The sequence below is a fragment of the Angustibacter sp. McL0619 genome, from assembly GCF_049994355.1.
GTDB lineage: Bacteria > Actinomycetota > Actinomycetes > Actinomycetales > Angustibacteraceae > Angustibacter.
This window is the reverse complement of sequence record NZ_CP188257.1, coordinates 1,998,918-2,022,771: the sequence shown is the minus strand read 5'-3', so window position 1 is coordinate 2,022,771 and position 23,854 is coordinate 1,998,918. Positions and strand designations below refer to the sequence as shown.

At 72.7% G+C, this 23,854-nt stretch carries 28 protein-coding genes; 6 read left to right on the top strand and 22 right to left on the bottom strand.

Annotated elements, in window-relative coordinates:
* Positions 1-58: 58 nt before the first annotated feature.
* Genes ACPPVT_RS09380 through ACPPVT_RS09370 form a run of 3 tightly spaced genes read right to left on the bottom strand, consistent with a single transcriptional unit; the run spans position 59 to position 3,929 of the window.
* A complete protein-coding gene (locus ACPPVT_RS09380) occupies positions 59-490 on the bottom strand; it encodes an acyl-CoA thioesterase (protein WP_426566722.1) in 432 nt (143 codons plus the stop codon).
* A gap of 59 nt (positions 491-549) precedes the next feature.
* Complete coding sequence (locus ACPPVT_RS09375) at positions 550-1,809, bottom strand: class I SAM-dependent RNA methyltransferase (protein WP_426566721.1); 1,260 nt, start codon at positions 1,807-1,809, stop codon at positions 550-552.
* A gap of 53 nt (positions 1,810-1,862) precedes the next feature.
* The gene (locus ACPPVT_RS09370) at positions 1,863-3,929 is read right to left on the bottom strand and encodes an APC family permease (RefSeq protein WP_426566720.1); all 2,067 of its coding nucleotides are present in this window, start codon (positions 3,927-3,929) and stop codon (positions 1,863-1,865) included.
* Between the two features lie 113 nt (positions 3,930-4,042).
* On the opposite strand from ACPPVT_RS09370, the gene ACPPVT_RS09365 reads away from it, so the two are divergent.
* Entirely contained in the window at positions 4,043-4,705 is a 663-nt protein-coding gene (locus ACPPVT_RS09365; protein WP_426567111.1) for a potassium channel family protein, read from the top strand.
* Between the two features lie 8 nt (positions 4,706-4,713).
* Entirely contained in the window at positions 4,714-5,400 is a 687-nt protein-coding gene (locus ACPPVT_RS09360; protein WP_426566719.1) for a potassium channel family protein, read from the top strand.
* On the opposite strand, the gene ACPPVT_RS09355 is transcribed toward ACPPVT_RS09360, so the two are convergent.
* The 4 genes from ACPPVT_RS09355 to dut are packed head-to-tail and all read right to left on the bottom strand — an operon-like array spanning position 5,382 to position 7,898.
* Positions 5,382-6,086 (bottom strand): DUF3159 domain-containing protein, encoded by a 705-nt coding sequence (locus tag ACPPVT_RS09355; RefSeq protein ID WP_426566718.1) that lies wholly within the window; start codon positions 6,084-6,086, stop codon positions 5,382-5,384. The genes ACPPVT_RS09360 and ACPPVT_RS09355 overlap by 19 nt on opposite strands.
* A gap of 28 nt (positions 6,087-6,114) precedes the next feature.
* Positions 6,115-6,495, bottom strand: a complete 381-nt coding sequence (locus tag ACPPVT_RS09350) for an OB-fold nucleic acid binding domain-containing protein (RefSeq protein ID WP_426566717.1) — start codon at positions 6,493-6,495, stop codon at positions 6,115-6,117.
* A gap of 30 nt (positions 6,496-6,525) precedes the next feature.
* A complete protein-coding gene (locus ACPPVT_RS09345) occupies positions 6,526-7,368 on the bottom strand; it encodes a DUF3710 domain-containing protein (protein ID WP_426566716.1) in 843 nt (280 codons plus the stop codon).
* Positions 7,365-7,898, bottom strand: coding sequence for a dUTP diphosphatase (gene dut, locus ACPPVT_RS09340; RefSeq protein WP_426566715.1), 534 nt, complete (start codon positions 7,896-7,898; stop codon positions 7,365-7,367). Before dut ends, ACPPVT_RS09345 begins: the two co-directional genes overlap by 4 nt.
* 53 nt (positions 7,899-7,951) lie before the next feature.
* On the opposite strand from dut, the gene ACPPVT_RS09335 reads away from it, so the two are divergent.
* A complete protein-coding gene (locus tag ACPPVT_RS09335) occupies positions 7,952-8,473 on the top strand; it encodes a DUF3093 domain-containing protein (protein ID WP_426566714.1) in 522 nt (173 codons plus the stop codon).
* Here ACPPVT_RS09335 and ACPPVT_RS09330 read toward each other — a convergent pair.
* From ACPPVT_RS09330 to ACPPVT_RS09315, 4 genes are all read right to left on the bottom strand, one after another.
* Positions 8,446-8,742, bottom strand: a complete 297-nt coding sequence (locus ACPPVT_RS09330; RefSeq protein WP_426566713.1) for a DUF4193 domain-containing protein — start codon at positions 8,740-8,742, stop codon at positions 8,446-8,448. The genes ACPPVT_RS09335 and ACPPVT_RS09330 overlap by 28 nt on opposite strands.
* A gap of 148 nt (positions 8,743-8,890) precedes the next feature.
* A complete protein-coding gene (locus tag ACPPVT_RS09325; protein WP_426566712.1) occupies positions 8,891-9,745 on the bottom strand; it encodes an inositol monophosphatase family protein in 855 nt (284 codons plus the stop codon).
* On the bottom strand, positions 9,742-10,881 hold the full coding sequence (locus tag ACPPVT_RS09320) for a ferrochelatase (RefSeq protein WP_426566711.1): 1,140 nt from the start codon (positions 10,879-10,881) through the stop codon (positions 9,742-9,744). Before ACPPVT_RS09320 ends, ACPPVT_RS09325 begins: the two co-directional genes overlap by 4 nt.
* Positions 10,878-11,525 carry a trimeric intracellular cation channel family protein gene (locus ACPPVT_RS09315; RefSeq protein ID WP_426566710.1) on the bottom strand — a complete coding sequence of 216 codons (648 nt, stop codon included), beginning with the start codon at positions 11,523-11,525 and terminating at the stop codon, positions 10,878-10,880. Before ACPPVT_RS09315 ends, ACPPVT_RS09320 begins: the two co-directional genes overlap by 4 nt.
* An 84-nt stretch (positions 11,526-11,609) precedes the next feature.
* On the opposite strand from ACPPVT_RS09315, the gene sepH reads away from it, so the two are divergent.
* Genes sepH through ACPPVT_RS09300 form a run of 3 tightly spaced genes read left to right on the top strand, consistent with a single transcriptional unit; the run spans position 11,610 to position 14,966 of the window.
* Positions 11,610-12,917 carry a septation protein SepH gene (gene sepH / locus ACPPVT_RS09310; RefSeq protein WP_426566709.1) on the top strand — a complete coding sequence of 436 codons (1,308 nt, stop codon included), beginning with the start codon at positions 11,610-11,612 and terminating at the stop codon, positions 12,915-12,917.
* Positions 12,918-12,937: 20 nt separating this feature from the next.
* A complete protein-coding gene (locus tag ACPPVT_RS09305; RefSeq protein ID WP_426566708.1) occupies positions 12,938-13,909 on the top strand; it encodes an MBL fold metallo-hydrolase in 972 nt (323 codons plus the stop codon).
* Complete coding sequence (locus ACPPVT_RS09300; RefSeq protein WP_426566707.1) at positions 13,902-14,966, top strand: Gfo/Idh/MocA family protein; 1,065 nt, start codon at positions 13,902-13,904, stop codon at positions 14,964-14,966. The genes ACPPVT_RS09305 and ACPPVT_RS09300 overlap by 8 nt, the downstream gene beginning before the upstream one ends.
* Before the next feature lie 24 nt (positions 14,967-14,990).
* On the opposite strand, the gene ACPPVT_RS09295 is transcribed toward ACPPVT_RS09300, so the two are convergent.
* The 11 genes from ACPPVT_RS09295 to ACPPVT_RS09245 form a co-directional block, all read right to left on the bottom strand.
* The gene (locus ACPPVT_RS09295; RefSeq protein WP_426566706.1) at positions 14,991-15,380 is read right to left on the bottom strand and encodes an NUDIX hydrolase; all 390 of its coding nucleotides are present in this window, start codon (positions 15,378-15,380) and stop codon (positions 14,991-14,993) included.
* On the bottom strand, positions 15,380-15,967 hold the full coding sequence (locus ACPPVT_RS09290; protein ID WP_426566705.1) for a pentapeptide repeat-containing protein: 588 nt from the start codon (positions 15,965-15,967) through the stop codon (positions 15,380-15,382). Before ACPPVT_RS09290 ends, ACPPVT_RS09295 begins: the two co-directional genes overlap by 1 nt.
* Before the next feature lie 337 nt (positions 15,968-16,304).
* On the bottom strand, positions 16,305-16,847 hold the full coding sequence (def, locus tag ACPPVT_RS09285) for a peptide deformylase (RefSeq protein ID WP_426566704.1): 543 nt from the start codon (positions 16,845-16,847) through the stop codon (positions 16,305-16,307).
* Positions 16,844-17,293, bottom strand: a complete 450-nt coding sequence (locus ACPPVT_RS09280) for a Fur family transcriptional regulator (RefSeq protein ID WP_426566703.1) — start codon at positions 17,291-17,293, stop codon at positions 16,844-16,846. The genes def and ACPPVT_RS09280 overlap by 4 nt, the downstream gene beginning before the upstream one ends.
* The gene (locus ACPPVT_RS09275) at positions 17,290-17,868 is read right to left on the bottom strand and encodes a class I SAM-dependent methyltransferase (protein WP_426566702.1); all 579 of its coding nucleotides are present in this window, start codon (positions 17,866-17,868) and stop codon (positions 17,290-17,292) included. Before ACPPVT_RS09275 ends, ACPPVT_RS09280 begins: the two co-directional genes overlap by 4 nt.
* 2 nt (positions 17,869-17,870) lie before the next feature.
* Complete coding sequence (locus ACPPVT_RS09270; protein ID WP_426566701.1) at positions 17,871-18,569, bottom strand: thymidine kinase; 699 nt, start codon at positions 18,567-18,569, stop codon at positions 17,871-17,873.
* Between the two features lie 12 nt (positions 18,570-18,581).
* Entirely contained in the window at positions 18,582-19,745 is a 1,164-nt protein-coding gene (locus ACPPVT_RS09265) for an alkaline phosphatase family protein (RefSeq protein ID WP_426566700.1), read from the bottom strand.
* Positions 19,742-20,335: a DUF5998 family protein gene (locus tag ACPPVT_RS09260; protein ID WP_426566699.1), complete on the bottom strand. Its 594-nt coding sequence runs from the start codon at positions 20,333-20,335 to the stop codon at positions 19,742-19,744. Before ACPPVT_RS09260 ends, ACPPVT_RS09265 begins: the two co-directional genes overlap by 4 nt.
* A gap of 65 nt (positions 20,336-20,400) precedes the next feature.
* On the bottom strand, positions 20,401-20,793 hold the full coding sequence (locus ACPPVT_RS09255; protein WP_426566698.1) for a type II toxin-antitoxin system VapC family toxin: 393 nt from the start codon (positions 20,791-20,793) through the stop codon (positions 20,401-20,403).
* Positions 20,790-21,113 (bottom strand): type II toxin-antitoxin system Phd/YefM family antitoxin, encoded by a 324-nt coding sequence (locus ACPPVT_RS09250; protein ID WP_426566697.1) that lies wholly within the window; start codon positions 21,111-21,113, stop codon positions 20,790-20,792. Before ACPPVT_RS09250 ends, ACPPVT_RS09255 begins: the two co-directional genes overlap by 4 nt.
* An 82-nt stretch (positions 21,114-21,195) precedes the next feature.
* Positions 21,196-23,841: a GNAT family N-acetyltransferase gene (locus tag ACPPVT_RS09245; RefSeq protein ID WP_426566696.1), complete on the bottom strand. Its 2,646-nt coding sequence runs from the start codon at positions 23,839-23,841 to the stop codon at positions 21,196-21,198.
* Positions 23,842-23,854: the final 13 nt, after the last annotated feature.

Sequence of the window (23,854 nt, the reverse complement as noted above, 5' to 3'; positions counted from 1 at the left end):
CCTTCGTGCCGCACGTCCTCGGTCACACTATCTTGATGTCGAGATAAATTCCAGGCAGTCAACCGATCCGTCGCTCGAGGGCCGCGCGCAGCGGTTCGGGCACGCTCACCGGCTCCCGCTCTGCCACCCTGACGCAGACGTAGGTGATCTGCGCGGTGAAGGCGAGCTGCCCGTCCGGCACCCGCACCACCTCGAACCGCAGCACCAGCGAGGTGTGCCCCACGCTCACCGGGCGAACCCGCACCTCACCGCTGGTGTGCGGCTCCAGCGCACCCACCCACTGGACATCCGCGTGGCGCAGTAACACGTCAAGGCCCTGCTCGTTCAGCGCGGACGACGGCGTACCGAGGTCGGCGAAGAAGGCTGCCTGGGCCGCGTCGCAGTAGGCGAAGTACCACATGTTGAAGACGACACCCAACGCGTCGACCTCGTGGAACCGGACGTCGAACGGCCAGCTGAAGGCAGCGGGCTGGGCGACGTCGTCGGGCACCCGTCGATCCTCTCGCGGACGCCGGTGACGGGCCACCGCGGCCCCCACCCGGGCACGCGCTAGGGCACCGCGGGCACCAGCCGGGCGACGCACTCGATGTGGTGCGTCATCGGGAAGCAGTCGAACGCGCGCAGGGCGTCCAGCTCGTAGCCGTGCTCGGCGAACGTCCTCACGTCCCGGGCCAGCGCCGCCGGGTCGCACGCGACGTACGCCACCGCGCGCGGCTCGACCGCCACCACCTGCTCCACCACGCGCCGTCCGGCGCCCTCACGCGGCGGATCGAGGACGACCAGGTCCGTGGTCAGCCCGGTGTCCAGCATGGTCGCCAGCACCCGGTCCACCCGTCCGGCCGTGATGCCCACCTGAGTCAGCTCGTGCAGGTTGCGTCGAGCGTCCCGGACCGCGTGCGGGTCCCCCTCGACGGCCAGCACGGCGCCGTCCGGGCCGAGCCGCGCGGCCAGCGCGGCGGCGAACAGGCCGACCCCGGAGAACAGGTCCAAGGCCTGCTCCCCCGGCGCCGGGTCCAGCAGCTCCAGCACCGCACCCACCAGCGCCGCCGGGGCACCGGGATGGACCTGCCAGAAGCCCGAGCCGCTGACCCGCATGGTGGCGTGCCAGTCGCCGACGTCGACCTGCTCACGGACCCAGGTCCGACCGCGCACCCGCTCCAGGCCGTCCCGGGTGGTGGTGGCGACCGAGGCGTCCAGGGCGCTGCCCGGGGGCAGCACAGCCGGACGTCGTCCGACGGGCTCCACCAGCACCAGCGGCTTGTCGCCGCCGGCTGGTGCCACGACCTCGACCCGTGCGGCGCCCGGCCACAGTGGCGAACCGAGCTCGACCTCCTGAACCCGCGGCGCCGCGATCGGGCACCGCTCGATCTCGACCACCTGGTGCGAGCGGTGCTCGCGCAGGCCGAGCCGGCCCCGAGGGCTGACCGAGTGCTGCACGCGGGTGCGCCAGCCCAGACCGTCGTCGTCACCGGGAACCTGCTCGACCACGAGGTCGTCCACCAGCGGGCCGTCGAGCCCGGCGAGCCGGTGCAGCTGCTCGCGCACCACGTCCGCCTTGAGGCTGCGCTGCCCGTCGACCGAGACGTGCTGCCAGTCGCAGCCGCCGCACCCTCCCGGTCCGCTGACCGGGCAGCGCGAAGGCACCCGGTCCGGTGCGGGCACCAGGATCTCCACCGCGTCACCGCGCAGGAACCGGTCGGTGGCCGCGCCCTCGGTGACCAGCACCCGGGCCCGCTCCCCCGGCAGCGCGTGCCGGACGAAGACGACGCGGCCCTCATGCCGGGCGACGCAGTGACCCCCGTGCGCCACCGCCCCGACCTCCAGCTCGATGACGGTGCCGACCAGGCCGTCCGGCTCGCCGCTCAGGACGAGTCCCTCGTGTCGTTGGTGGGACCTCGACGCACCGCACCCGGCGCCGGGCGCCCTTCGAGCCGCTCCTCGTAGCCTTCCGAGGACTGCAGCTGCCACGGCACGCTGGCCACCATCACGCCCTGCATGAACAGCAGCCGGGCCTTGAGCCGCAAGGCGCTCTGGTTGTGCAGCAGCTGCTCCCACCAGTGCCCGACGACGTACTCCGGGATGTAGACCATCACCACGTCGCGGGGGCTCTCGCGGCGGATCGAGCGCACGTAGTCGATCACCGGCCGGGTGATCTCGCGGTACGGCGAGTCCAGCGACTTCAGCGGCACCGGGATGCCGCGCCGATCCCACTCCGCCTGCAGCGCAGCGGTCTCCTCCGGGTCGACGTTGACGCTGATCCCCTCCAGGTAAGACGGGCGGGTGGCCCGCGCGTAGGCCAGTGCGCGCAGCGTCGGGCGGTGGATCTTGGAGACCAGCACCAGGGCGTGCACCCGGGTCGGCAGCACGACGTCCGTGCTGTCCTCGTCCGGCGCGAGCTCGGCGGCCACCGCCACGTAGTGCTTCTTGATCGCCCGCATCAGCAGGAAGATCACCACCATCGCGGCGATGGCGATCCACGCGCCCTTGAGGAACTTCGTCAGCAGGACGACGACGAGCACGATGCCGCAGATGGCCGCGCCGAGGCCGTTGATCACCCGGGCGCGCTTCATCCGTCCGGCCTCGGCGCCGGAGGCGGTCAGCAGCAACCGGTTCCAGTGTCGGATCATGCCGATCTGGCTGGTCGTGAACGAGACGAACACCCCGACGATGTACAGCTGGATCAGGCGGGTCACCTGCGCGTCGAACGCGATGATCAGGATGCTGGCCATCAGCGCCAGCGAGATGATCCCGTTGCTGAAGGCCAGCCGGTCGCCGCGAGTGTGCAGCTGACGAGGCAGGTACCCGTCCCGACCCAGGATCGAGCCGAGCACCGGGAAGCCGTTGAACGCCGTGTTGGCGGCCAGCACCAGGATGACCCCGGTCGCCGCCGCCACCAGGTAGAAGGCCGGCGGGAAGTGGTCGAAGACGGTTTTCGCGAGCTGGCCGATCACTGGGTCCTGGGAGTAGCTGACGCCGTTCGCGAACGTCACGGTCCCGTCGGTGCCGACCGTGCCGGACTGCCCGTTCAGCAGCAGCTCGCCGGTGTCGTTGGGGTCGACGAAGACCAGGTGGGTGAAGTGCGCGAGCGCCAGGATCGACAGCAGCATGGTGACGGCGATGCCGCCGAGCAGGGCCAACGTGGTCGCGGCGTTCGCGCTCTTCGGCTTCTTGAACGCGGGCACCCCGTTGCTGATCGCCTCGACGCCGGTCAGCGCGGCGCAGCCGGAGGAGAACGCGCGCAGGATCAGGAAGAACCCGGCGAGCGTGGCCAGGCCGCCCTCGTAGGCCGCCTGCGGCTGGACGGTGAACTGCGCGCTCTCGACGTCCGGCAGGTTGCCGAACGCCATCCGCGCGAAGCCCCACAACCCCATGCCGATGATGGCGGCCATGAAGATGTACGTGGGTATGGCGAACGCCGACCCCGACTCGCGCACCCCGCGCAGGTTCATCGCGGTCAGCACCGCGACCGCGGCCACCGCGGCCACCGCCTCGTGACCCTTCAGCGAGGGGATGGCGGACGCCGCGTACTGCGCGGCCGACGAGATCGACACGGCCACGGTCAGCACGTAGTCCACGAGCAGCGCGCTGGCCACGGTCAGCCCGGCGGTCGCCCCGAGGTTGGTGGTCGCGACCTCGTAGTCACCCCCGCCGGAGGGGTAGGCGTGCACGTTCTGCCGGTAGCTGGCGACCACCACGAGCATCACGAACGCGACGGCCACGCCGACCTTCCAGCTGTACGCGTAGGCACCGATGCCGGCCAGAGACAGGGTCAGGAAGATCTCGTCCGGTGCGTACGCGACAGAGGACAGGGCGTCGCTGGCGAACACCGGCAGGGCGATCCGCTTGGGCAACAGGGTCTCGCCCAGCCGGTCGCTGCCCAGCGGGCGACCGACGACGAGACGCTTGAGGATCCGACCAGCAACAGGCACGGTCCCTGAGCCTAGGGCCTGGCACCGTGTAGCGTGCGGTGCGGTCATCGGGGGGCGCGTGTTGCCCTGACCCGGTGGCCGAGGTGACCGCGGACGACCGAGAGAGGCATGGCGTGCACTTCGTCATCATGGGCTGCGGGCGGGTCGGCTCGACGCTGGCCCACAGCCTGGAGTCGCAGGGCCACGAGGTGGCCGTCGTCGACCAGGACGAGACCGCCTTCCGGCGGCTCGGCACGTCGTTCGAGGGACGTCGGGTGACCGGCGTCGGCTTCGACCGGGACACTCTGCGCGAGGCCGGGATCGAGCAGGCCTACGCCTTCGCCGCGGTCAGCAGCGGCGACAACTCGAACATCCTGGCGGCCCGGGTGGCCCGGGAGACCTTCGGCATCGAGAACGTCGTGGCCCGGATCTACGACCCCGGCCGGGCGGAGATCTACCAGCGGCTGGGCATCCCCACCGTCGCCACGGTCCGCTGGACGGCCGACCAGATGCTGCGCCGCCTGCTCCCGGTGGGCGCGTCCCCGTTGTTCCGCGACCCCAGTGGCCGGGTCGTGCTGGCCGAGGTCCCGGTGAACCAGGGCTGGGTAGGTCGGCGCGTGGACGACATGCAGGTCAGCGGCAAGTTCCGGATCGCCTACCTCAGCAGGCTCGGCGACGCCTTCGTGCCGGACAGCGAGGCGATGCTGCAGGACGGTGACCTGCTGCACGTCGCCGTGGCCGAGGCCGACCTGCCCGAGGTGAGCACCGCCCTCGACTCGCCCCCCAAGACGGACTGAAGGCCACGATGCGCGTAGTGATCACAGGTGCCGGCAGTGTCGGCCGCTCCATCGCCCGCGAGCTGCTGAGCAACGGGCACCAGGTGCTGCTGGTCGACCGGGAGCCCCGCGCCGTGCAGACCCAGCGCGTCCCCGACGCGGAGTGGCTGCTCGCCGACGCGTGCGAGATCAGCGCCCTGCGCGAGGCGGGGTTGGAGAGCTGCGACGTGGTCGTCGCCGCGACCGGCGACGACAAGGCGAACCTCGTGGTCTCGCTGATCGCCAAGACCGAGTTCGGGGTGCCGCGGACCGTCGCACGGGTGAACAACCCGAAGAACGAGTGGATGTTCGACGAGGCCTGGGGCGTGGACGTCGCCGTGTCGACGCCGCGGCTGATGACCGCACTGGTGGAGGAGGCCGTCAGCGTCGGTGACCTGGTCCGGATCTTCCAGTTCCAGCAGGGCCGGGCGACAATGGTCGAGATGACCTTGCCGGACGACTCGCCGTACGCCGGGACGCGCGTGGGTGACCTGGCCTGGCCGCCGGAGTGCGTGCTGGTCGGGATCATCCGTGAGGACCGCCCGATCGCCCCCAGCCGTGACGACTCGTTGGAGTCGCGCGACGAGCTGCTCTTCCTCACCGTGCCGGAGAGCGAGTCCGCGCTCGAGCAGATGCTCTCCCCCGGCCACCCGGAGCATCAGTCCTCGATGGAGTGATTCCCTTCCGGCTCGGCAGCCGGCTCGAGGTCCTCCGGGTCCAGCGGCGTGTGGCCACGCAGCAGCACCGCGCCCATCACTGCGATGGCCGCCAGGTACAACGGCCAGCCGAGCACGATCTTCTCCACCCCGAGCCAGCCGACCAGACCGGCGAAGTAGGTCGGCAGCATCACGGCCACCCGGATGGCGTACATCGCGGCCAGCACCAGCGTCAGCCGCTGGCAGAGCCGCACGATGCCGTGGTGGGTGCGCCACGCCAGCGGGTCCTCGGGGTGCGCCGCACCCACGATGAAGCCGACCATCGGCCAGCGCGTCACCACCGAGAGCAACGTCACCACGAGCATGGTGCAGCTGTAGAGGATGCCCGGCAAAAAAACGTCCTGCGCCCGCCCGCTGCGCAGCGCGAAGAAGGCCGCGATGGCGACGGCAGCCAGGCTGCCCAGGGCGTACCTCAGGGTCTGCCGCTGCACCAGCCGGACGGTCAGTGAGACCAGCACGATGGCCGCCGACGCGACGAGCGCAGCCGTGAGGTTCTTCGACGACGTCCACACCGCCACGAAGGCGACCGTCGGCAGCGCGGCCTCGACGGACCCCCGCAGCCCGCCGACACCCTCGACGAGCCGGTGCCGCACCACCTCCTCGACGGTGGTCGCCCCCTCCGGCACGTGGCCGAGCACCAGGCTCATGTGGTCCCCGCGGCGCGCCGCGAGCCCGTCATTCCGGTCCGCCGGGCAGCAGTTCGTAGCTCGGGTTGAACAGCACGCGGGTGCCCTCACGGCGGGCGATCCGACCGTGCACGCGGATCCGGCGGCCGGCCTGGATACCGGCGATCCGGCGACGTCCGAGCCACACCACCTGGACCGTGCCCGAGCCGTCGTACAGCTCGGCGACCAGCGCGGGCACGCCCGCCCGCGGCCGCAGGGTCACCGAGCGCAGGGTGCCGCAGACGCACGCCAGCTGGCGGTCCGGGAGCTGGTCGACCGGTGTGCCACCGAAGCGGTCGGACACCTCGCGGAGATCCTCGGCCTCCAGCGTCTGGTCCGAGCTGGAGAGCCGGTGCAGCGCAGAGCGCAGCCGGCCGCGTGTCTCACCCATGCGTCCAGGGTAGACGCTCTGGCTGGGTGCTCAGCGCTGCTCGGTGATCTCCGGGCCACGGCGGAACGGCTGCAGGTCGTCGAAGGACGCGGGGGGCTCGTTCGCCGCGATCGACTCCGGGTTCGGCGCGTCACGCGCTGGGCCGTCCTCGCCGTCGGCGCCCTCGGCCAGCTGCTCGCCCACGACCGGCAGCCGCAGCGGCAGCAGCTCGCGCGGGCCCATCGGTTCGATGCCGCGGTCGACCACGATCCCGGCCACCAGGGCCTCGAGGGCGGCGCTCGCCTCGGCCTCGGGCTCGACGGCCGCACGCCCGTGGAACACCGCACGCAGCAGCCAGCGCGGACCGTCGACGCCGGTGAACCGCAGCGGTTGGAAACCGACCTTGCCGTCCGGCTGCTGGGTCGGCACCCGGGCGACCAGCTCGCGGCCGAACCGTCCGTAGCCCGGGTCGGCGGTGCCGCCCTGCTCGGTGATGCCGGCCGCGATCTCGGTACACACCTCGGCCCAGATCCCTTCGCTGCGCGGCGCGGCGAACGCCTGGACCTGCACGGCCGCGTCCTTCAGCACGATGAACGCGCCGGTCACCTGCTGGGTCGCCTCGTCCATCTGCAGCTGCAGCTCGATGCCCTCGATCATCGGCAGCCAGAGCGCTCCGATGTCCAGGCGACCCTCCAGATCCTCGACCTCGGAGCGATCCAGCGGGCCGCCGGACCGGTCGAAGGTCGCGGCGCGCTCGGCGGACGACTGAGCCGCGGCGTCCGGCTCGACCCCGTCCCCGTCGTCCGCGTCGCCGTCGGCGGCCTGCTCGAGTGTGGCGTCAGCGCCCTCGACCTCATCGGTGTCTGCGTCCTTGCGGCGCTTGAAGAGGCTCACGAAACGTCTCCCTCCGGGGCGCTGGCCCCGATGTTGGTACCGGGTGCGGACGCCGTGCCGGCGAACCCGCCGGTAGACCCGTGCCCGCCGGCGCCCCGGACGGACTCGGGGAGCTCGCCGGTCAGGACGAACTCGGCGTGCTCGACCCGCTGGACGACGAGCTGGGCCACCCGGTCGCCGCGGTGCAGCGTCACCGGAGTGTTGCGGTCGGTGTTGACCAGGTTGACATGGATCTCGCCCCGGTAACCGGCATCCACCGTGCCGGGCGCGTTCAGCGTGGTCACGCCATGACGGGCCGCCAGGCCGGAGCGCGGGTGCACGAAGGCGGCGTACCCCACCGGCAGCGCGATCGCTACGCCGGTCGGCACGGTGGCTCGCTCGCCGGGGGCCAGCGTGACGTCGACCCGGGTGACCAGGTCGGCCCCGGCATCCCCGGGGTGGGCGTACGACGGAACGGGCAGCTCGTCGTCCAGCTGCCGAAGCAGCACCTGGACGGTGGTCGCCGATCTCTCCAGCTCTTGCGCACTCATCGGCAGCGACCCTAGTCCCTCGGTCCCGGCGGCCCGCGTGCCACCCTGGGTGGGTGAAGGAACCCGCGGTCCCGGCCGAGCACCACGAGCGGCTGCTGCCCTCGGCCCCCGTCTGGGTCGCCGTGCTGGCGGTGTCGGCCAGCCTCGGGTTGACCGCCGTCCGTCCGCTCGGCTGGAACGCAGGTGCCGTGGTCGCGCTGCTCGCGGTCGCGGTCGCGGCGGCGGCACTGCTGGCCTCGAGCGCGCACGTGGTCGCCGCGCACGGTGAGCTACGCGCCGGCCGGGCCAGGATCGAGGCGCACCACCTCGGCCGGGTCCGTGCCGTGGACCCGAAGCGGATGGCGGAGCTGCGCGGGCCGAAGACCGACGCCCGGGCCTACCTGTGCCAGCGCGCATGGATTCGCGGCGGCGTCGTGGTGGAAGTGGTCGACCCGCAGGACCCGGTGCCCTACTGGCTCGTCTCCTCGCGCAGACCTGAACGGCTCGCCGCCGCGCTGCGGGCCCAAGGGGCGGGCAGCGCGCGCGACGAGCCGTCAGACGGTACTGGTCAGGCGCACTCGCGGCACACGGGCTGAGTGCCCGAGTCGCCGGAGAGCTGGCTGCGGTGCTTCACCAGGAAGCATCGCGAGCAGGTGAACTCGTCCGCCTGCCGGGGCAGCACCCGGACGGACAGCTCTTCGTTGGACAGGTCCGCTCCGGGCAGCTCGTAGCCCTCGGCCTGCTCGGTCTCGTCGACGTCCACCGACGACGAGCTCTTGTCGACCCGTCGGGCCTTGAGCTCCTCGATGCTGTCTTCGTTCAGGTCGTCGTCGGTCTTGCGCGGCGCGTCGTAGTCGGTCGCCATGAGTTGGGTCGCCCTCCGCGGGGTCTCGCTGTGGTGGTGTTGCTCGTGAGCCGGTCCTGCTGTAGATCACTCGCCGCGTCATAACGCGCCAGGGCCCGAGTTTGTGCCCGGCCGAGACAGGGATTGTGCCTCATCCGGAGTAGTTCGGTCACACTGCGTCCGTGTCCGGTCGCAACGGGACGAGTAGATGCTGCAGGTCAGCATGCAGCCTCGGGGCCGCTGCGAGCACGAGATCGTGCCCCGCTGGCGCGTTTCGGAGTCCGCTGACCCGTGCGCCGGCTTCTCGGGCGACCAGTCCGCCGGCCGCCAGATCCCAAGGCATGAGACCGCGTTCGAGGTAGGCGTCGACCCGTCCGCAGGCCACCTGGCACAGGTCCAGGGCGCCGCTGCCGATCCGCCGGATGTCGCGGACCAGGGGCAGCAGCGCCGCGATCACCTGGGCCTGCTTGCGCCGGCGCTCCGCGGCGTACCCGAACCCGGTGGCCAGCAGGCACTGCCCCAGGTCGTGGACGTCGTTGACGCGGAGCGGGCGACCGTCCAGGTAGGAGCCGCCGCCCAGGGTCGCCGTGAACGTCTCCCCGGAGACCGGGTTGTGCACGCAGCCGGCCAGCACCTCGTGGCCCGCCGGATCGCGCGGGTCGCCGGTCACCGCCGCGATGCTGACCGCGTAGGCCGGGATGCCGTAGAGGTAGTTGACGGTCCCGTCGATCGGGTCGACGACCCAGGTGATGCCGCTGCGGGAGGGGACGTCGCCGCCCTCCTCCCCCAGCAGCCCGTCGTCCGGCCGCTCGGACAGCAGCAGGTCGCGCAGCAGCTGCTCGCTGCGCTGGTCCATCACGGTGACCACGTCGGTCGGGCTCGACTTGGTCAGCGCCACCCCGAGGTCGTCCGGCCGCTCGTCGCGGATCAGGTCGCCGGCGGCCCGGGCGGCCCGCTCGGCCAGCTCGAGCAGCGCGAGCCGCTCGGGCGCGTCCGAGCCGGTCGAGCCGGTCGAGCCGGTCACCGGACACCGTCCCTGACTCGCGGAGCGGTCCAGTCCTGCCCGCAGGCGGCCGGCCGCTCGGCGCGCAGGTTGGCGCAGCAGCCGGTCGGACAGATCGCCGGGGCCGGACCGCGCGAGCCCAGGGCCGGCCGGGCCGGCTGCTCGTCGCGGGCCTGTCCGGCGCGCTCCACCATCAGGTCCACCAAGGCCGTCACGAACGCCGGGTCGACCCCGACGGTGGCCGCCCGGGCGAACGGCAGCCCGAGCCGCTCGGCCACCTCGTATGCCTCGGTGTCCAGGTCGTAGACCACCTCGAGGTGGTCGCTGACGAAGCCGATCGGGCACACCGCAGCACCCGGCACCCCGGCCCGCTGCAGGGCGCGCAGGTGGTCACCGACATCGGGTTCGAGCCACGGCTGGGACGGCGGACCGGATCGCGAGCAGTAGACCAGCTCCCAGGGGACGGCGTGGCCGACCGCATGACCGACCGCGTCCGCGACGACGGCGGCGACGTCCCGGTGCTGCTGCGAGTAGGCGGGGCTCAGGTCCCCGCCCGGCCCGCTCGCCTCGTCCATCGCGTCAGGGACGGAGTGCGTCACGAACACCAGGTGCGAACCGGCCGGCAGTGACTCCAGCGCGGCGAGCGCGGCCTCGGCGTTCGGCTGCACGAAGCCGGGGTGGTTGCAGTACGGGCGGACCTTGTCGACCGCGAGGTCGCGGTTCTCGGCGGCCAGGGTGGCCAGCGCGGCCGCGAGGTCCTCGCGGTACTGCCGGCAGCTCGAGTACGAAGAGTAGGCGCTGGTGGTCACCACCAGCACCCGCCGGTGACCGGCCAGATGCGCCTCGCGGAGACTGTCGGTGACGTACGGCGCCCAGTTCCGGTTGCCCCACAGCAGCGGCAGCGCGAGAGCGCGCCGGTCCAGCTCGGCGCGAAGCGCGGCCAGCAGCTCGCGGTTCTGGTCGTTGATCGGGCTGCGACCGCCGAACGCTGCGTAGTGCTCGGCGACCGCGGCGAGCCGCTCGTCCGGGATGCCCCGGCCGGCGGTCACGTTGCGCAGGAAGGGCAGCACGTCGTCCGGGCCCTCGGGACCACCGAAGGACAGCAGCAGGACGGCGTCGTACGGGGCCAGGGAGTCGTTCGCCAGGGCGTCACTCACGGCTCGATTGTGCCCGGCGGTTGCGTTCGCAGCGGTCGCGGGGCGTTCAGGTCGAGCAGCACGGCCGTCATCCGCAGTCCGAACACCAGCACCGCGGCGGCCAGCGCCACCCACCAGCGCAGCACGTGCAGCTCGTGGGCGACCACGACCAGGGTGGCGCCGAGCAGGGCCGGTACCGCGTACAGCTCGCGGGTGAGCACCTCGGGCACCTCACGGGCCAACACGTCGCGCAGCATCCCTCCGCCGATCGCGGACAACGTCCCGACGATCACGCAGGTCAGGTCCGGCATGCCCAGCGCCAGCGCGGTCAGCGCGCCGCTGACGCAGAAGGCGCCCAGCCCGGCGGCGTCCAGCACCTTGACCAGGCGGCTGATCCGGCCGAAGGCCGGGTGCCACAGGAAGGTCAGCAGCCCACCGAGCGCGCCCGCCGCAACCAGCCGCCAGTCCGTCACGCCGGTGGGCGGCACCACCCCGATCAACAGGTCGCGCAGCACACCGCCGCCGAGCCCGGCCACCAGGGCCAGGACGAGCACGCCGAACAGGTCGAGCTGCTTCTTGACCGCGACCAGCCCGCCGGAGACGGCGAAGACCAGGACCCCGATCAGGTCGAGCGCGAGCTGCAACCGGGCATCAGGAAGGATCACGGACAACCAGCCTAGGGCGCGCCTGCCGCGATCCGGGCGCGGGCGGTGGCAGAGTCGGACCTGCCACGAGATGGAGGATCCGGTATGCACGACCTGCGACTCGTCGGGGTCCATGACGACGGCGAGCACCTGGTGCTCGGCGACGCCGAGGGCCAGCGATTCCTGCTGTCCGTCGACGAGGCGCTGCGCGCCGCGGTGCGGCGCGACCGCGCCCACCTCGGACAGCTGCAGATCGAGATGGGTGGTGGCCTGCGGCCGCGCGAGGTCCAGGCGCGGGTGCGTGCCGGGGCCACCGCGGAGGACGTCGCCGCGGCCTGCGGCTGGCCGCTGGACCGGGTCCGGCGGTACGAGGGCCCGGTGCTCGCCGAGCGCGCCCACGTCGCCGACCTGGCCCGCGCGATCACCCTGCGCCGGCGCGGCGCGGAGCAGGTGACGCTCGGCACCGAGGTGTCCCGCCGGCTCGCCGGGCGTGGCGTCGACGCCGACTCGGTGACCTGGGACAGCTGGCGCACGGACGACGGTCCGTGGACCGTGGTGCTGACCTTCCCGGCCGGCGGCCGCCAGCGCCAGGCCCGCTGGCACTTCGACCCCGCGGCCCGCACGGTCGTGCCGGCCGACGACGAGGCACGCTGGCTCAGCGAGCAGGCACCGGACGGGGACGGGCCGCTCGGTTCGGTCCGGCTGGCCGCGGTACCCACCGGCAGCCTGTACGACATCGAGGCGGACGGCGGGGTGGACGGCCCGCCGGTGCGTACCGAACGCACCAGCACGGACGACCCGCTCGACCTGATGACGGCCATGCGGTCGCGCCGACGCGAGCGCGACCTGCACCGCACCACGACCCGTCGCCACTCCGGGCAACCGGTGGACCCGGCTGACGTGCCCGGCGCCAAGCACCCGGCCGGACGTCGGCGGCCGCCGGTCGCAGAGCCGCTGGAGCTGGACCCAGCCCTGATGGCCGACCCGCCAGCCGCGCACCCGGCGGACAGCGAGGTCGAAGCCGCGCTCCGGTCGCTGGATGCCGAGGACGGCGGGTTGCAGGTCGTCGTCGACCTGCAGGCCGAGCCGGCGCACCACAAGGCCCAGCGCTGGCCGCTCGCGGCACAGATGCACGAGAAGCCTGCCGACCAGGAGGACACCGGCGAGATTCCGGCCGCCGCCGACGTGGCCCGTCTCGTGCCCGAGGAACCGGAGGACCTGCCGGACGATCTGGCCGACGATCTGGCCGACGATCTGGCCGACGATCTGGCCGACGAGGGCTTGGACGAGGGCTTGGACGAGCACGACGACGGTAACCGGGCAGGTCGCCACCGTCCGTCGGCGGCCTCTCGCGCACGTCGCACGAGCGTTCCCAGCTGGGACGACATCATGTTCGGCGCGAAGCGCGACTGACCCCGGTCTGCGAACCGCCGGTGAGCGTCGACTTCACCGTCCCGGCCGCCGACGGCGAGCTCCCGCCCAGTTGGATCCACGGCACGCGCCGGGGCCAGCCGGCCGAACCGCTGCTGCAGGTGCACTGGTACGACCCACACACCGTGATCCTGCGACAGAGCAAGTCCGTGACCTACGAGGCGCCGTTCCTGTACCTGCTCCTCGGCAACGAGCGCGCGCTGCTGGTGGACACCGGCGCGACGTCCGATCCAGGGCGGTTCCCGCTGCGCGAGACGGTGGACAGCCTGATCCGGGAGTGGACCGAGCGGTGGCTGTCGGCCGAGGCGGCGGCCCGGTACCGCCTGGTCGTGGCCCACAGCCACGCGCACGGCGACCACGTCGCGGGCGACCCTCAGCTGGTCGGACGGCCGGGCACCGTCGTGGTCGGCCACAGTGTGCGCGAGGTGACGGACTTCTTCGGGTTCGCCGACTGGCCGCGCGACCCACGCTTCCTCGACCTCGGCGGCCGGGTGCTGGACGTGCTCGCGATCCCGGGCCACCACCGGGCCCACCTGGCGTTCTACGACGACTGCACCGGGCTGCTGCTGACCGGCGACTCGGTGTACCCCGGCCGGCTGTACGTGCGCGACCCGACGCAGTTCGCGGCGAGCCTGGACCGGCTGGTGGCCCTCACCGAGGGGCGCGCGGTCCGGCACGTCCTGGGGTGCCACATCGAGATGTCGAACCGTCCCGGCCGCGACTACCCGACCGGGACGACGTACCAGCCGGACGAGGCACCGTTGGCGATGTCGCTGGAGCAGCTCGCCCAGGTGCAGGCCGCCGCGCACCGGTTCATCGACCAGCCCGGGGTGCACCGGTTCGAGTCCTTCCACCTGTGGGTAGGCCCCTGCCGCCGGGCGATGCTGGCCCAGGCCGGGCGGCTGGTCTGGTGGCGGCTGCGAACGCTGCCTATCCTGCGCAGATGGCGATCAATGAGCGCTACCGGTGAGTGACCCGACGCCTACCCGGTTCGTGGTGGTCGGCGCTGGCTGGCGGGCCGAGTACTTCTGGCGGCTGGGGCGCAGCCTCGACTCGCTCGACTGCGTCGGTGCGGTCGTCCGGTCGCCGCGCCCGCTGGATGTCGCGACGTTCAGCTCGCTGGCGCAGTGCGTGCGCGAGGCCCGACCGGACTTCGTGGTCACCGCCGTGCCCTGGCCGGTGACGCCGGAGGTGGTCCGCGCGGCGGTCGAGGCCGGACTGCCGGTCCTGGCCGAGACCCCGCCGGCACCGGACCTGGACGGGCTGCACGCCCTGTGGCAGGACGTGGGTGCCAGCGGCCTGGTCCAGGTGGCCGAGCAGTACCTGCTGCTGCCCTCGCACGCCGCCCGGCTGGCCCTGGTGCGGTCCGGGGCCATCGGCACCCCGACCCAGGTCCAGGTCTCCTCGACGCACCAGTACCACGCGCTGTCCCTGATCCGCGGGTACCTCGGCGTCGGCCGCGTGGCGGCGACGGTCCGCGCCAGCAGCTTCGTGGCACCACTCGTCCAGCCGCAGGACCGCGACGGCTGGACGCACGACGGGGCCGCCCAGCCGGCGACCACGACCATCGCCACGTTCGACTTCGGCGAAGGCCGGTCCGGGGTCTACGACTTCACCGACAACCAGTGGCACAACCAGCTGCGGTTCCGCCGGATCCTGGTGCGCGGCACGCACGGCGAGGTGCGCGACGACGAGGTCATCCGACTGGACGGACCGCAGACCGTCGTCCGCTCACCGCTCGTGCGACGGCAGACCGGCTACGACCTGGACCTGGACGGCTTCGACACCGACCACCTCTCGTGCGGCTCGCAGGTGTTGTACCGCAACCCCTACCCTGGCCGGCGGTGGAACGACGAGGAGATCGCGATCGCGACGCTGCTCGAGCAGATGGGCAGCTGGGTGCGCGGCGAGGGTCCGCCGCCGTACTCCCTCGCGGACGGCGCCCACGACCACCTGCTGGCCCTCGCGGTGGACGAGGCTTTGGCCGCCGGTGGGTCGGTGCGCACCAGCGACGCGCCCTGGTCCCCATGACGGGCCGACCGCGGGCGTCAGGAGTCAGAGCAGCCCGGCGGCCGTCAGCTCGACCATCAGCGCCCGCTCCGCGGCGGTGACCCGCGACCCGTCGGTCGCGCTCACCCAAGCCAGCTCGACGACCTCGTGGCTCGGAACCGGCGTGCCGGTGAAAACGGCTGTGTAGCAACGCATCTGCAGCGAGCCGAAGGTCCCGTCTCGCGGGGCCTCCACCGTGACCACCGGTCGGATGGAGGTCGGGTCGACCACTACCGCGAGCTCCTCGAGCACTTCACGGCAGAGCGTGTCGGCGTCCGACTCCCCCGGTTCCTGGCGGCCACCCGGCAGGTAAAACAGCTGCCGTCCCTCGTTGCGGGCCACCAGCAGTCGGCCATCTTGCACGTGCACCAGCCCCACCTTCACCACCTCGGCCATCAGGACGACCAGTGGCTCGGGCGCTGCAGCGTGTGCGGCAGTGCGGTTCCCAGGTCGCCCCGCATCGCGTTGACCTGGAACTGGGTCAGGAACAGCGCCGTCGACAGGTCCGCGCCGGCGACGTCCGCACCGCGTACGTCGGCGCCGATCAGATCGGCCAGGCGCAGGTCCGCGTCGCACAACACCGCCCGGATCAGGTAGGTGCCGCGCAGGTTGGCACCCCGCAGGTCTGCGCCCGACAGGTCCCGGCCGAACAGGTCGGCGCCGCGCAGCTCGTCGTCGTCCCCGCGTGCGACCCCGGACCGGACCCGCTCGCTGGTGGAGGTGAGCAACGGCGTCACCGTGCGCTGCACCGCGGTGCTGTCCATCGCGACCAGCGCCGCCGCGTCCAGCCGGGTGAGCTCGACGATCTCGTCTCGCGCAAGGGCGATCTCTTCATGCAGCGGCCGCGCCGCCTCGCGGCCGAGGGCGTCGTCCAGGTACCAGAGCAGCTCGTGCAGGTCGCGCATGACCCCGAACGAGGCGAACATCGACTCCGCCAGCTCAGGCCCCTCACGCCAGGTGCGCCCACCGAACGTCGACTGCACGAGGTGCTGCCCGGCCCCGAAGCAGTCGTACACCGTGCAGCCGGCGAAACCGTTGTCGCGCAGGCTGTCGTGGATAGTGCACCGCGAGTCGGCAAGCAGGTTGACGCATGGTTGCCGGGCCGGCTTGTCGATCGCGAAGTCCGCCGAAGCAGTGAACGCCGGGACGACGCAGCACAGCCCCGCGCAGCGGCCGCAGTCGGCGCGCAGCTCGGGTCGGCCGTCGGCGGCGGCCTGCGGAACGGGGAGCTGGTCGATGTCTCGAGCATGCCCTACCGGCCGCCGTACGCCACCAGTCGATCAGCCGAGATTGATCACCCATGCGGATCCGTGAACCGCCTCAGAAGGTGCCGAAGGCGCCGCGGGTGGCCTCGCGCGACTCGCGCGCGGCGGCCTCCTTGATCGCCGCCCGGCGATCACGCCCACTGAGGCGGTCCAGGTACAGCAGGCCGTTCAGGTGGTCCGTCTCGTGCTGTAGGCAGCGGGCCAGCAGTCCCTCGCCGCGCACCTGGACCGGATTGCCCTCGACGTCGAACCCGGTCACCACCGCGAACTCGTGGCGCGCGGTTTCGAAGACCTGACCGACGACGGACAGGCAACCCTCCTCCTCCACGATCACGCCCCCGGACGTCTCGACCAGCGTCGGGTTGACCACCACGCCGGACTCGTCGTCCACCTCGAACACGAAGACCGACAGCCCGACCCCGATCTGGTTGGCCGCCAGGCCCACCCCACGGGCCGCGTGCATGGACACCCACATCCGGTCGACCAGCGCGCGCAGGTCGTCGTCGAACTCCAGCACGGCGGCCGTCGGGGTGCGCAGCACCGGGTCGCCGACCTGCCGGATCGGTGCGGCCGAGGGCAGCGGCCGAGGCCCGCTCATCGCCGGCCCCGACAGTCCGCGCACAGCCCGGACAGGGCCACGTGGGACGGGTCCAGCTCGAAGCCGTGCTCGGCCAGCAGCCGCGCCGACACCGAGTCGAGCAGCGACCCGGGCAGGTCCAGCACGGCGCCGCACGCCGAGCACTGCGCGTGCAGGTGCGGATGGTCCCCAGCGAGGTGGTACGTCGTCGTCCCGTGCCCGACGTGCACGTGCTGGACGACGCCGAGCGCGCTCAGCGTCTCCAGGGTGCGGTAGACCGACGCGCGGTGTACCGAGGCGTCCTGCTCGGCCACCGCGGACACCACCTGGTCCGCGGTCAGGTGGGTACGCCGGGCGGCCAGCGCGGTGATCACCGCTCGTCGGGGGCCGGTCATCCGGTCACCCCTGGCGCGCAGCAGCCCGGCCACCCGATCGACGGCGGCCGCGGCGTCCGGCTGCTCGCTCATCGCCGGGCCACCATCAGGACGTCGATCGCAGTTCCGGCCTCGGTCTGCCGGTGCACCTGCTCGGCTCGCTCCACGTGCGCCTCCCGGGCCCAGTACCGCAGCAGCTCGACGGTGGGCAGGACCGACGGGTCCTGCGGGCCGCCCACGCCCTGCTCGAGGTTGTCCAGGTCGTGCGCGACCACCACCAGCCGCCCGCCGGGTGCGAGCGCCTGCACGCACCGCGAGACGACAGCGGCCTGCTGCGCGTGCTCGAGCTGAAGGTACAGCAGCGCCACCAGGTCGAAGCCGGAGCCGAGCTCTGCCGCCGTGACGTCGTCGACCACCCAGTCGACCGAGAGTCCTTGTGCCGCAGCGCGTTCGCGGCCCTTGTCCACGCCGACCGCGGAGAAGTCCACGGCCCGGACCTGCCAACCCCGCGAGGCCAGCCAGATCGCCGTCCGGCCCTCGCCGCTGGCCACGTCCAGGGCCCGGCCGGGCGTCCAGTCGGCCACCACCGAGGCGAACAGCGCGTTCGGACCGGCCGACCAGACCATCGGTGCGTCGGCGTACCGGGCGTCCCAGCCTGCGGCGTCCACGACTATCCCGTCGCTGTGCTCGCTGCCCCGCGCGGCGGCGGGACGGGGCAGATGTCGAGGTCGAGCGGAAGCACGTCCGGCGACAACGCTGCAGCGTGTGCGGCGGAGCGCGTCATTCGGCGCATGTGGTGGCGCCGGCACAGTACCTCGTAGCCGACTTCGCTGGCGCCGACGTTCGTGTCCCCGACGACGACCTGGGCGCCTTCGACGACCATCACCCCGTCCTCGGTGCGCGCGTTGTGGGTGGCCCGGGCGCCGCACCAGCACAAGGCCTCGACCTGCAGCACCTGCACCCGGTCGGCCAGCTCGATCAGCCGCTGCGACCCTGGGAAGAGCCGGGTGCGGAAGTCCGCGGTGATCCCGAAGGCGAAGACGTCGACACCCATCTCGTCGACCAGTCGGGCCAGCTGGTCGATCTGCTCGGTGTCGTAGAACTGGGCCTCGTCGCAGATCAGGAAGTCCACCCGCTCGCCGGCCATCCGGTGCGAGACCACGACCTCCCAGAAGTCCAGGTCGTGCTGCACCTCCAGCGCCTGGCCGAGCAGCCCGAGCCGGCTGGACAGCACGGCCTCGCCCGCGCGGTCCTGCTGGGTGAACAGCAGCCCGGCCCGGCCGGCCACCGTGTGGTTGTGGTTCATCTGCAGGGCGAGGGTCGACTTGCCACAGTCCATCGTCCCGGAGAAGAACACGAGCTCAGCCACCGCAGAATCCTGTCACGAGGGTCCGTCCAGAGTCAGCAAGGGCACGAGCGACTCCTGCGGTGTCCACGATCCGTGCAGGCCCACGAGCGCCAGCAGGGCGGGGCGCATCCGCCGGGAGTCGACCACCGCCAGTCCCGGACGGCAGATCACCACGACGTCGCCGATCCGCTCACGCACGTGCACGGCCACCGGGCCGAACAGGCCCAGGGCGATCGCGTCGCCGCGGGACAGCACCTCTGCCCGGTCACCGAGCCGCTCGGTCCAGGTGGCCAGCACGGACGGCGCCTGGTCGCGCTCGCAGTACAGCTGCGGGCAGCGCGGCTCCCCGCCGGCGTGCCGGACGCCGCGGGCCAGCTCGCCGTCGTGCGCGAGGTCGATCCGCTGGTGGTGTGGCACGTCGACCATGCCGTGGTCCGCGGTCACGTGCAACGTCGTACCTCGCGGCAGCTGAGCGGCCAGGGTGCGTACCGCGAGGTCGACCCGGGCCAGCTCCTCGCCCCACTCCCAGGACCCGGCGCCGCTGACGTGCCCCACCTTGTCGACGTCACCCCAGTAGACGTAGACCAGGCAGCGCGAGGACGAGCGCAGGGCGGCGATCGCCGCGTCCACCCGGTCCTCCAGGGAGTCAGCCGCGACGAAGCGGCCACCACGCAGCGCGGCCTCGGTAAGCCCGGAGCCGTCGAAGAAGCCCGGCCCGATGCGCACCACCTCGACCCCTGCCGCCGCCGCGTGCTGGAACACCGTTGTCTCGGGCTGCCAGCGCCGCGGGTCGATCGGCGGCTCCCAGGACAGCTCGTTGAGCAGCTCGTCGCGCTCGGGTATCAGGACCTCGTAGCCGACCAGCCCGTGCGCCCCGGGAGGCAGCCCGGTACCGAAGCTGCCCATGCTGGTCGCCGTCGTCGTCGGGAACCCCGCCGCCAAGGTGCCGGTGCGGGCCAGCTGGCCGCGCAGGAACGGGGCGTGCCCGGCCCGCTCGCGCAGCTGCACGTCGCCCAGACCGTCGACCAGCAGCACGCAGGCGCGGTCGGTGGGCCGCAGCCGCAGCGGCCCGGCGAGCCGATCGACGACCGGCTCGCGGCCGGGCAGCGCCACGCCCAGGCTGCCCGCCACCGCGGGCATCAGGTCGGCGAGGGTGTCGCAGCCGTACTGCGGGGCGATGAGGCCGGGCTCGGTCACCCGGGGCGACCGGCGGTGGCTGCGGACAGCGCCCGCGCGAAGTCCAGCGCCCGGCGCAGCGCCTCCTCGCCGTCCGCGTCGGCGGAGACTCGCAGCGAGATGTCGTCCGTGCTGGCCGTACCGGTGTAGCCGTGGTCGGCCTCGCAGTCCGGGTCCGCGCAACCGGCCGGTTCGAGGTCGAGCCGGCTGACTCCGCCCCAGCCGATGGTGAGGGTGAGCTCTCGCGAGCCCTCGCCCGCCCGGTAGGTCTCCGGGCTCGGCACCACGTGGGTGACCACCACTGACTTGACCGCAGCCAGCGGGACCGCCTCGGTGGCCGCCGTCGCATACGTCTGCTGCGGGCCGTCCGGCGGCTCCGGCGCGTGGTCGTCGGCGTGCACGACGACCAACCGGGTGTCGGTGAGCACCAGGACGGTGATGTGCCGGCGGACGACATCGTGGTCGAACGTCGTCTCGGCGTGCACGAGGTGACCGACCGTGGGCTCCGCCGCGACGCTCACGTCGAGCACGTCGGCCACCAGGTCCGGGTAATACCCCGCGTGCTCGAGGTCCTCGCGCAGCGTGGTGGGCAGGCTCGGGGTCTTGCGCATCACGACATCATCCCACCCGCGGCGGGTGCGCCCGACCACAGCCTGTGGTCGGCGACGCCGACCGTTCAGACGTGGATGACGGACAGACCAGGCACATCGTCGAAGTCGCCGTCCTGGGTCACCACGGCAACGTCGTGGGCCAGTGCCGTGGCAGCGATCCAGGAGTCGTTGACCTTCATCCGCCGACCGGCGTCGCGCAACGCAACCCGTAGCTGGGCCCACGCACGCGCGACCTCGACGCCGATCTCGACCGTGGCCACGGTCGCGGCGTCGGAGGCGGTTCGCATGCGCTGCGCCCGCGTGGCCGTGTCCGGTGCCGCCAGCACGCCGGCCCACAGCTCGCCGATCGTGACGATGGACACGGCGAGCTCGTCGGGAGCTGCCCCGAGGTCGGCCGGACGCCCGGACTCGCGCGCGATGAACACGGAGGTGTCGAGCAGCCCTCGTTGACGCGTCATGCGGGGTCGTCGGGGTCGTCGGGGTCGTCGGGGTCGTCGAGGTCGTCGAGGTCATCGAGGTCATCGAGGTCATCGAGGTCGTCGCCGGCGAGCTCGTCAAGGTCTTGGGTGAGGCCCGGGTCGGCTTGCGACGTCACGAGGATCCGCTGCACCTCGGACCGAGGTGTCCAGCGCCCCGACTGGACCGGAACGATCTGGGCCACCGGCCGACCCGCAGCGGTGACCGTGATGGGCTCGCCGGCCTCGACTCGACGAAGCACGCTGCTGAGGTGATCGCGCAGCTCGCGCGTCCCCACGTGGTGGGCCGCAGATCCGGTCATACCGTGATGGTACACCGGTGGCGATATCTGCCCACATGTGTACGCAGCGCCGCGATAGGGCAACCCATCCCGCCTGCATCGGTCAGCCGGGGAGTCGACGGGTGTCGGCGTCCGTGCGCACCGGCGGCGGAGCCAGCCGCACCGTGGCCCCGAGCACCGTCACCCCCTCCGGTGCGGCGATCACCGGGTTGAGCTCCAGCTCGGCGACCTGCTGCAGGTCGTCGGCCAGCACGGACACCCGGGCCACGACGTCCTCCAGGGCGTCCACGTCCACCGGCTCGGCGCCCCGGTACCCCAGCAGCAAGGGTGCAGCGCGCACGCCGCGGACGAGGTCGGCGACGTCCCCCTCACGTAGCGGCGGGCTGCGGCGGGCGACGTCCCCGAGCAGCTCGACGGGTGGACCGCCGACCCCGAACTCGACGATCGGGCCGAACAGCGGGTCCTCGACCGAGCGCACGACGCAGGCCACGCCGACCGGAGCCATGGCCTGCACCACGAACTCGCCGGGGCCGTGCCGCTCCAGCAGACGCTGCATCTCGCCCAGGTCGCCGCGCAGCTCGGCCTCGCGACCGATGTCCAGCCGGACCGCACCCAGGTCGGCCCGGTGCCGCAGCAGCGGGGCCGTCGCCTTCAGCGCCACCGGGTAGCCGGCCCGTTCCGCGGCGGCCGCCGCCTCGTCCGGGGTCTGCACCGGGTACGCCGGCCAGACCTCGATCCCGTAGGCCGACAGCAGGTCGGTCGCGTCCTCCTCGGACAGCCACACGCCGTCCGGGTCGCTCGGGGTGAGCCGCTCGACCAGCTCCCGGGCCCGCTCGCGCTGTAGGTCCTTGGGCGCCACCCGCGGGCCGCGGTCCCGGCCGCGCCACTCGGCGTACCGGGTCGCCGACACCAGCGCGCGCACCGAGTCCTCCGGCGTCGGGTACGCCGGCACGGTGCGTGAGGACGACGACAGCGCCTCGGTCACCCCGTGCATCCCCAGGAACGTTGCGACGCAGGTCTTGTCGCCCTCGGCCGCCACCTCCGCCAGCGCGACCGCGACGTCCGCGTCGACGGTGACCAGTGGCGGAATGAAGCCAGCGACCACCGCGTCCACGTCCGGCGCCGCGAACGCCTCGGCCAGCGCCGCCCGGAACTCCTGCGCACTCGCCTCGGGACGCACAGCGACCGGGCCGTGCACCACCTCGAGCCCCCAGCTCGAGCAGGCATCGGCCGCCAGCGCGCCCAGCGCCGCCGAGTTCGTCACCACCGCGACCCGCGGGCCGGCCGGCAACGGCTGGTGCACGACGAGCTGCGCCACGTCGAACAGCTGGTGGATGTTGTCCACCCGGATCACCCCGGCCTGGTGCAGGATCTGGTCGACCGCGTCCCGGGGCAGCCGTGACTCGCGCACCGTGTGCCCCGGCGGCACCCCGAAGCTGGACTGACCGGACTTCACGACGATCACCGGCTTGCTGCGGGACAGCCGGCGGGCGACCCGGGAGAACTTGCGCGGGTTGCCCATGCTCTCCAGGTACAGGCCGACCGCGTCCGTGGCCGAGTCGTCCAGCCAGTACTGCATGGCGTCGTTGCCGGACACGTCCGCCCGGTTGCCGGAAGACAGGAAGGTGGACACCCCCAACCCGCGGCGACGGGCGGTGTCCAGCACCGCGATGCCCAGCGCGCCCGACTGGCTGAACAGCCCCAGCCGCCCGGCAGGTGGCAAGGACGGTGCCAGCGACGCGTTCAGCCGCACCTGCGGGTCGGTGTTCACGATGCCGAACGAGTTCGGACCGACCACCCGCATGCCGTGGCTGTGCGCGGTGCGCACCAGCTCGACCTGCAGCGCGCGCCCGCCGTCGCCGGTCTCGGCGAACCCGCTGCTCACCACGACCAGCCCACGCACGCCGGCCGCGCCGCAGTCCGCCACCACCCCACCGACCGCCTCGGCCGGCACCGCGACGACGACCAGGTCGACCTGGTCCGGGATCTCGGTGACCCGGGTGTGGCTCTCCACCCCTTGGACCTCCCACGCCTCAGGGTTCACTGCGTACAGCCGCCCCGTGAAGCCGGCCTCGATGAGGTTCTGCAGCAGCCGGTGGCCGATGGCGTCCGGGTCGCGGCTGGCCCCCACCACGGCGACCGACGAGGGACTGAACAGGGTCTGCATGCTGCGGGCCTCGGAGCGGTGCTCGCGGGCCTCGCGCACCTGGTCGGAGTCTTCCGAGGGCGAGATGTCGAACGCCAGGGCGATCACGCCGTCCTCGTAGCGGTGGCTCACCTCGTAGCCGGCCTCGTTGAAGACCCCGATCATCCTGCGGTTCTGCGGCAGCACGTCGGCCACGAAACGCCGCACGCCGCGCTCGCGCGCCGCGGCGGCCAGGTGCTCCAGCAGCACCGAACCGATGCCCCGGCCCTGGTGGGCGTCGGAGATGTTGAACGCGACCTCCGCCGTCCTGCCCTCCAGCCGGTCGTAACGTCCGATGCCGACGATCGCGTCGCCCAGCGTGGCGACCAGACCGACCCGGTCGCGATGGTCGACGTGGGTGAACCGCTCGAGCTCGCGCTCGGACAACCGTTGCAGCGGAGCGAAGAAGCGCAGGTAGATGGACTCCGCGCTCTGCCCGGCGTGGAACGCCTCGACCGCCTCGGCGTCGTCCGGCCGGATCGGCCGAAGGTGCACCACCCCACCATCGCGCAGCACGACGTCCGCCTCCCAGTGAGCGGGGTACGGCGGGTCGCTCGTGGGCACGCAGCGAGCCTAG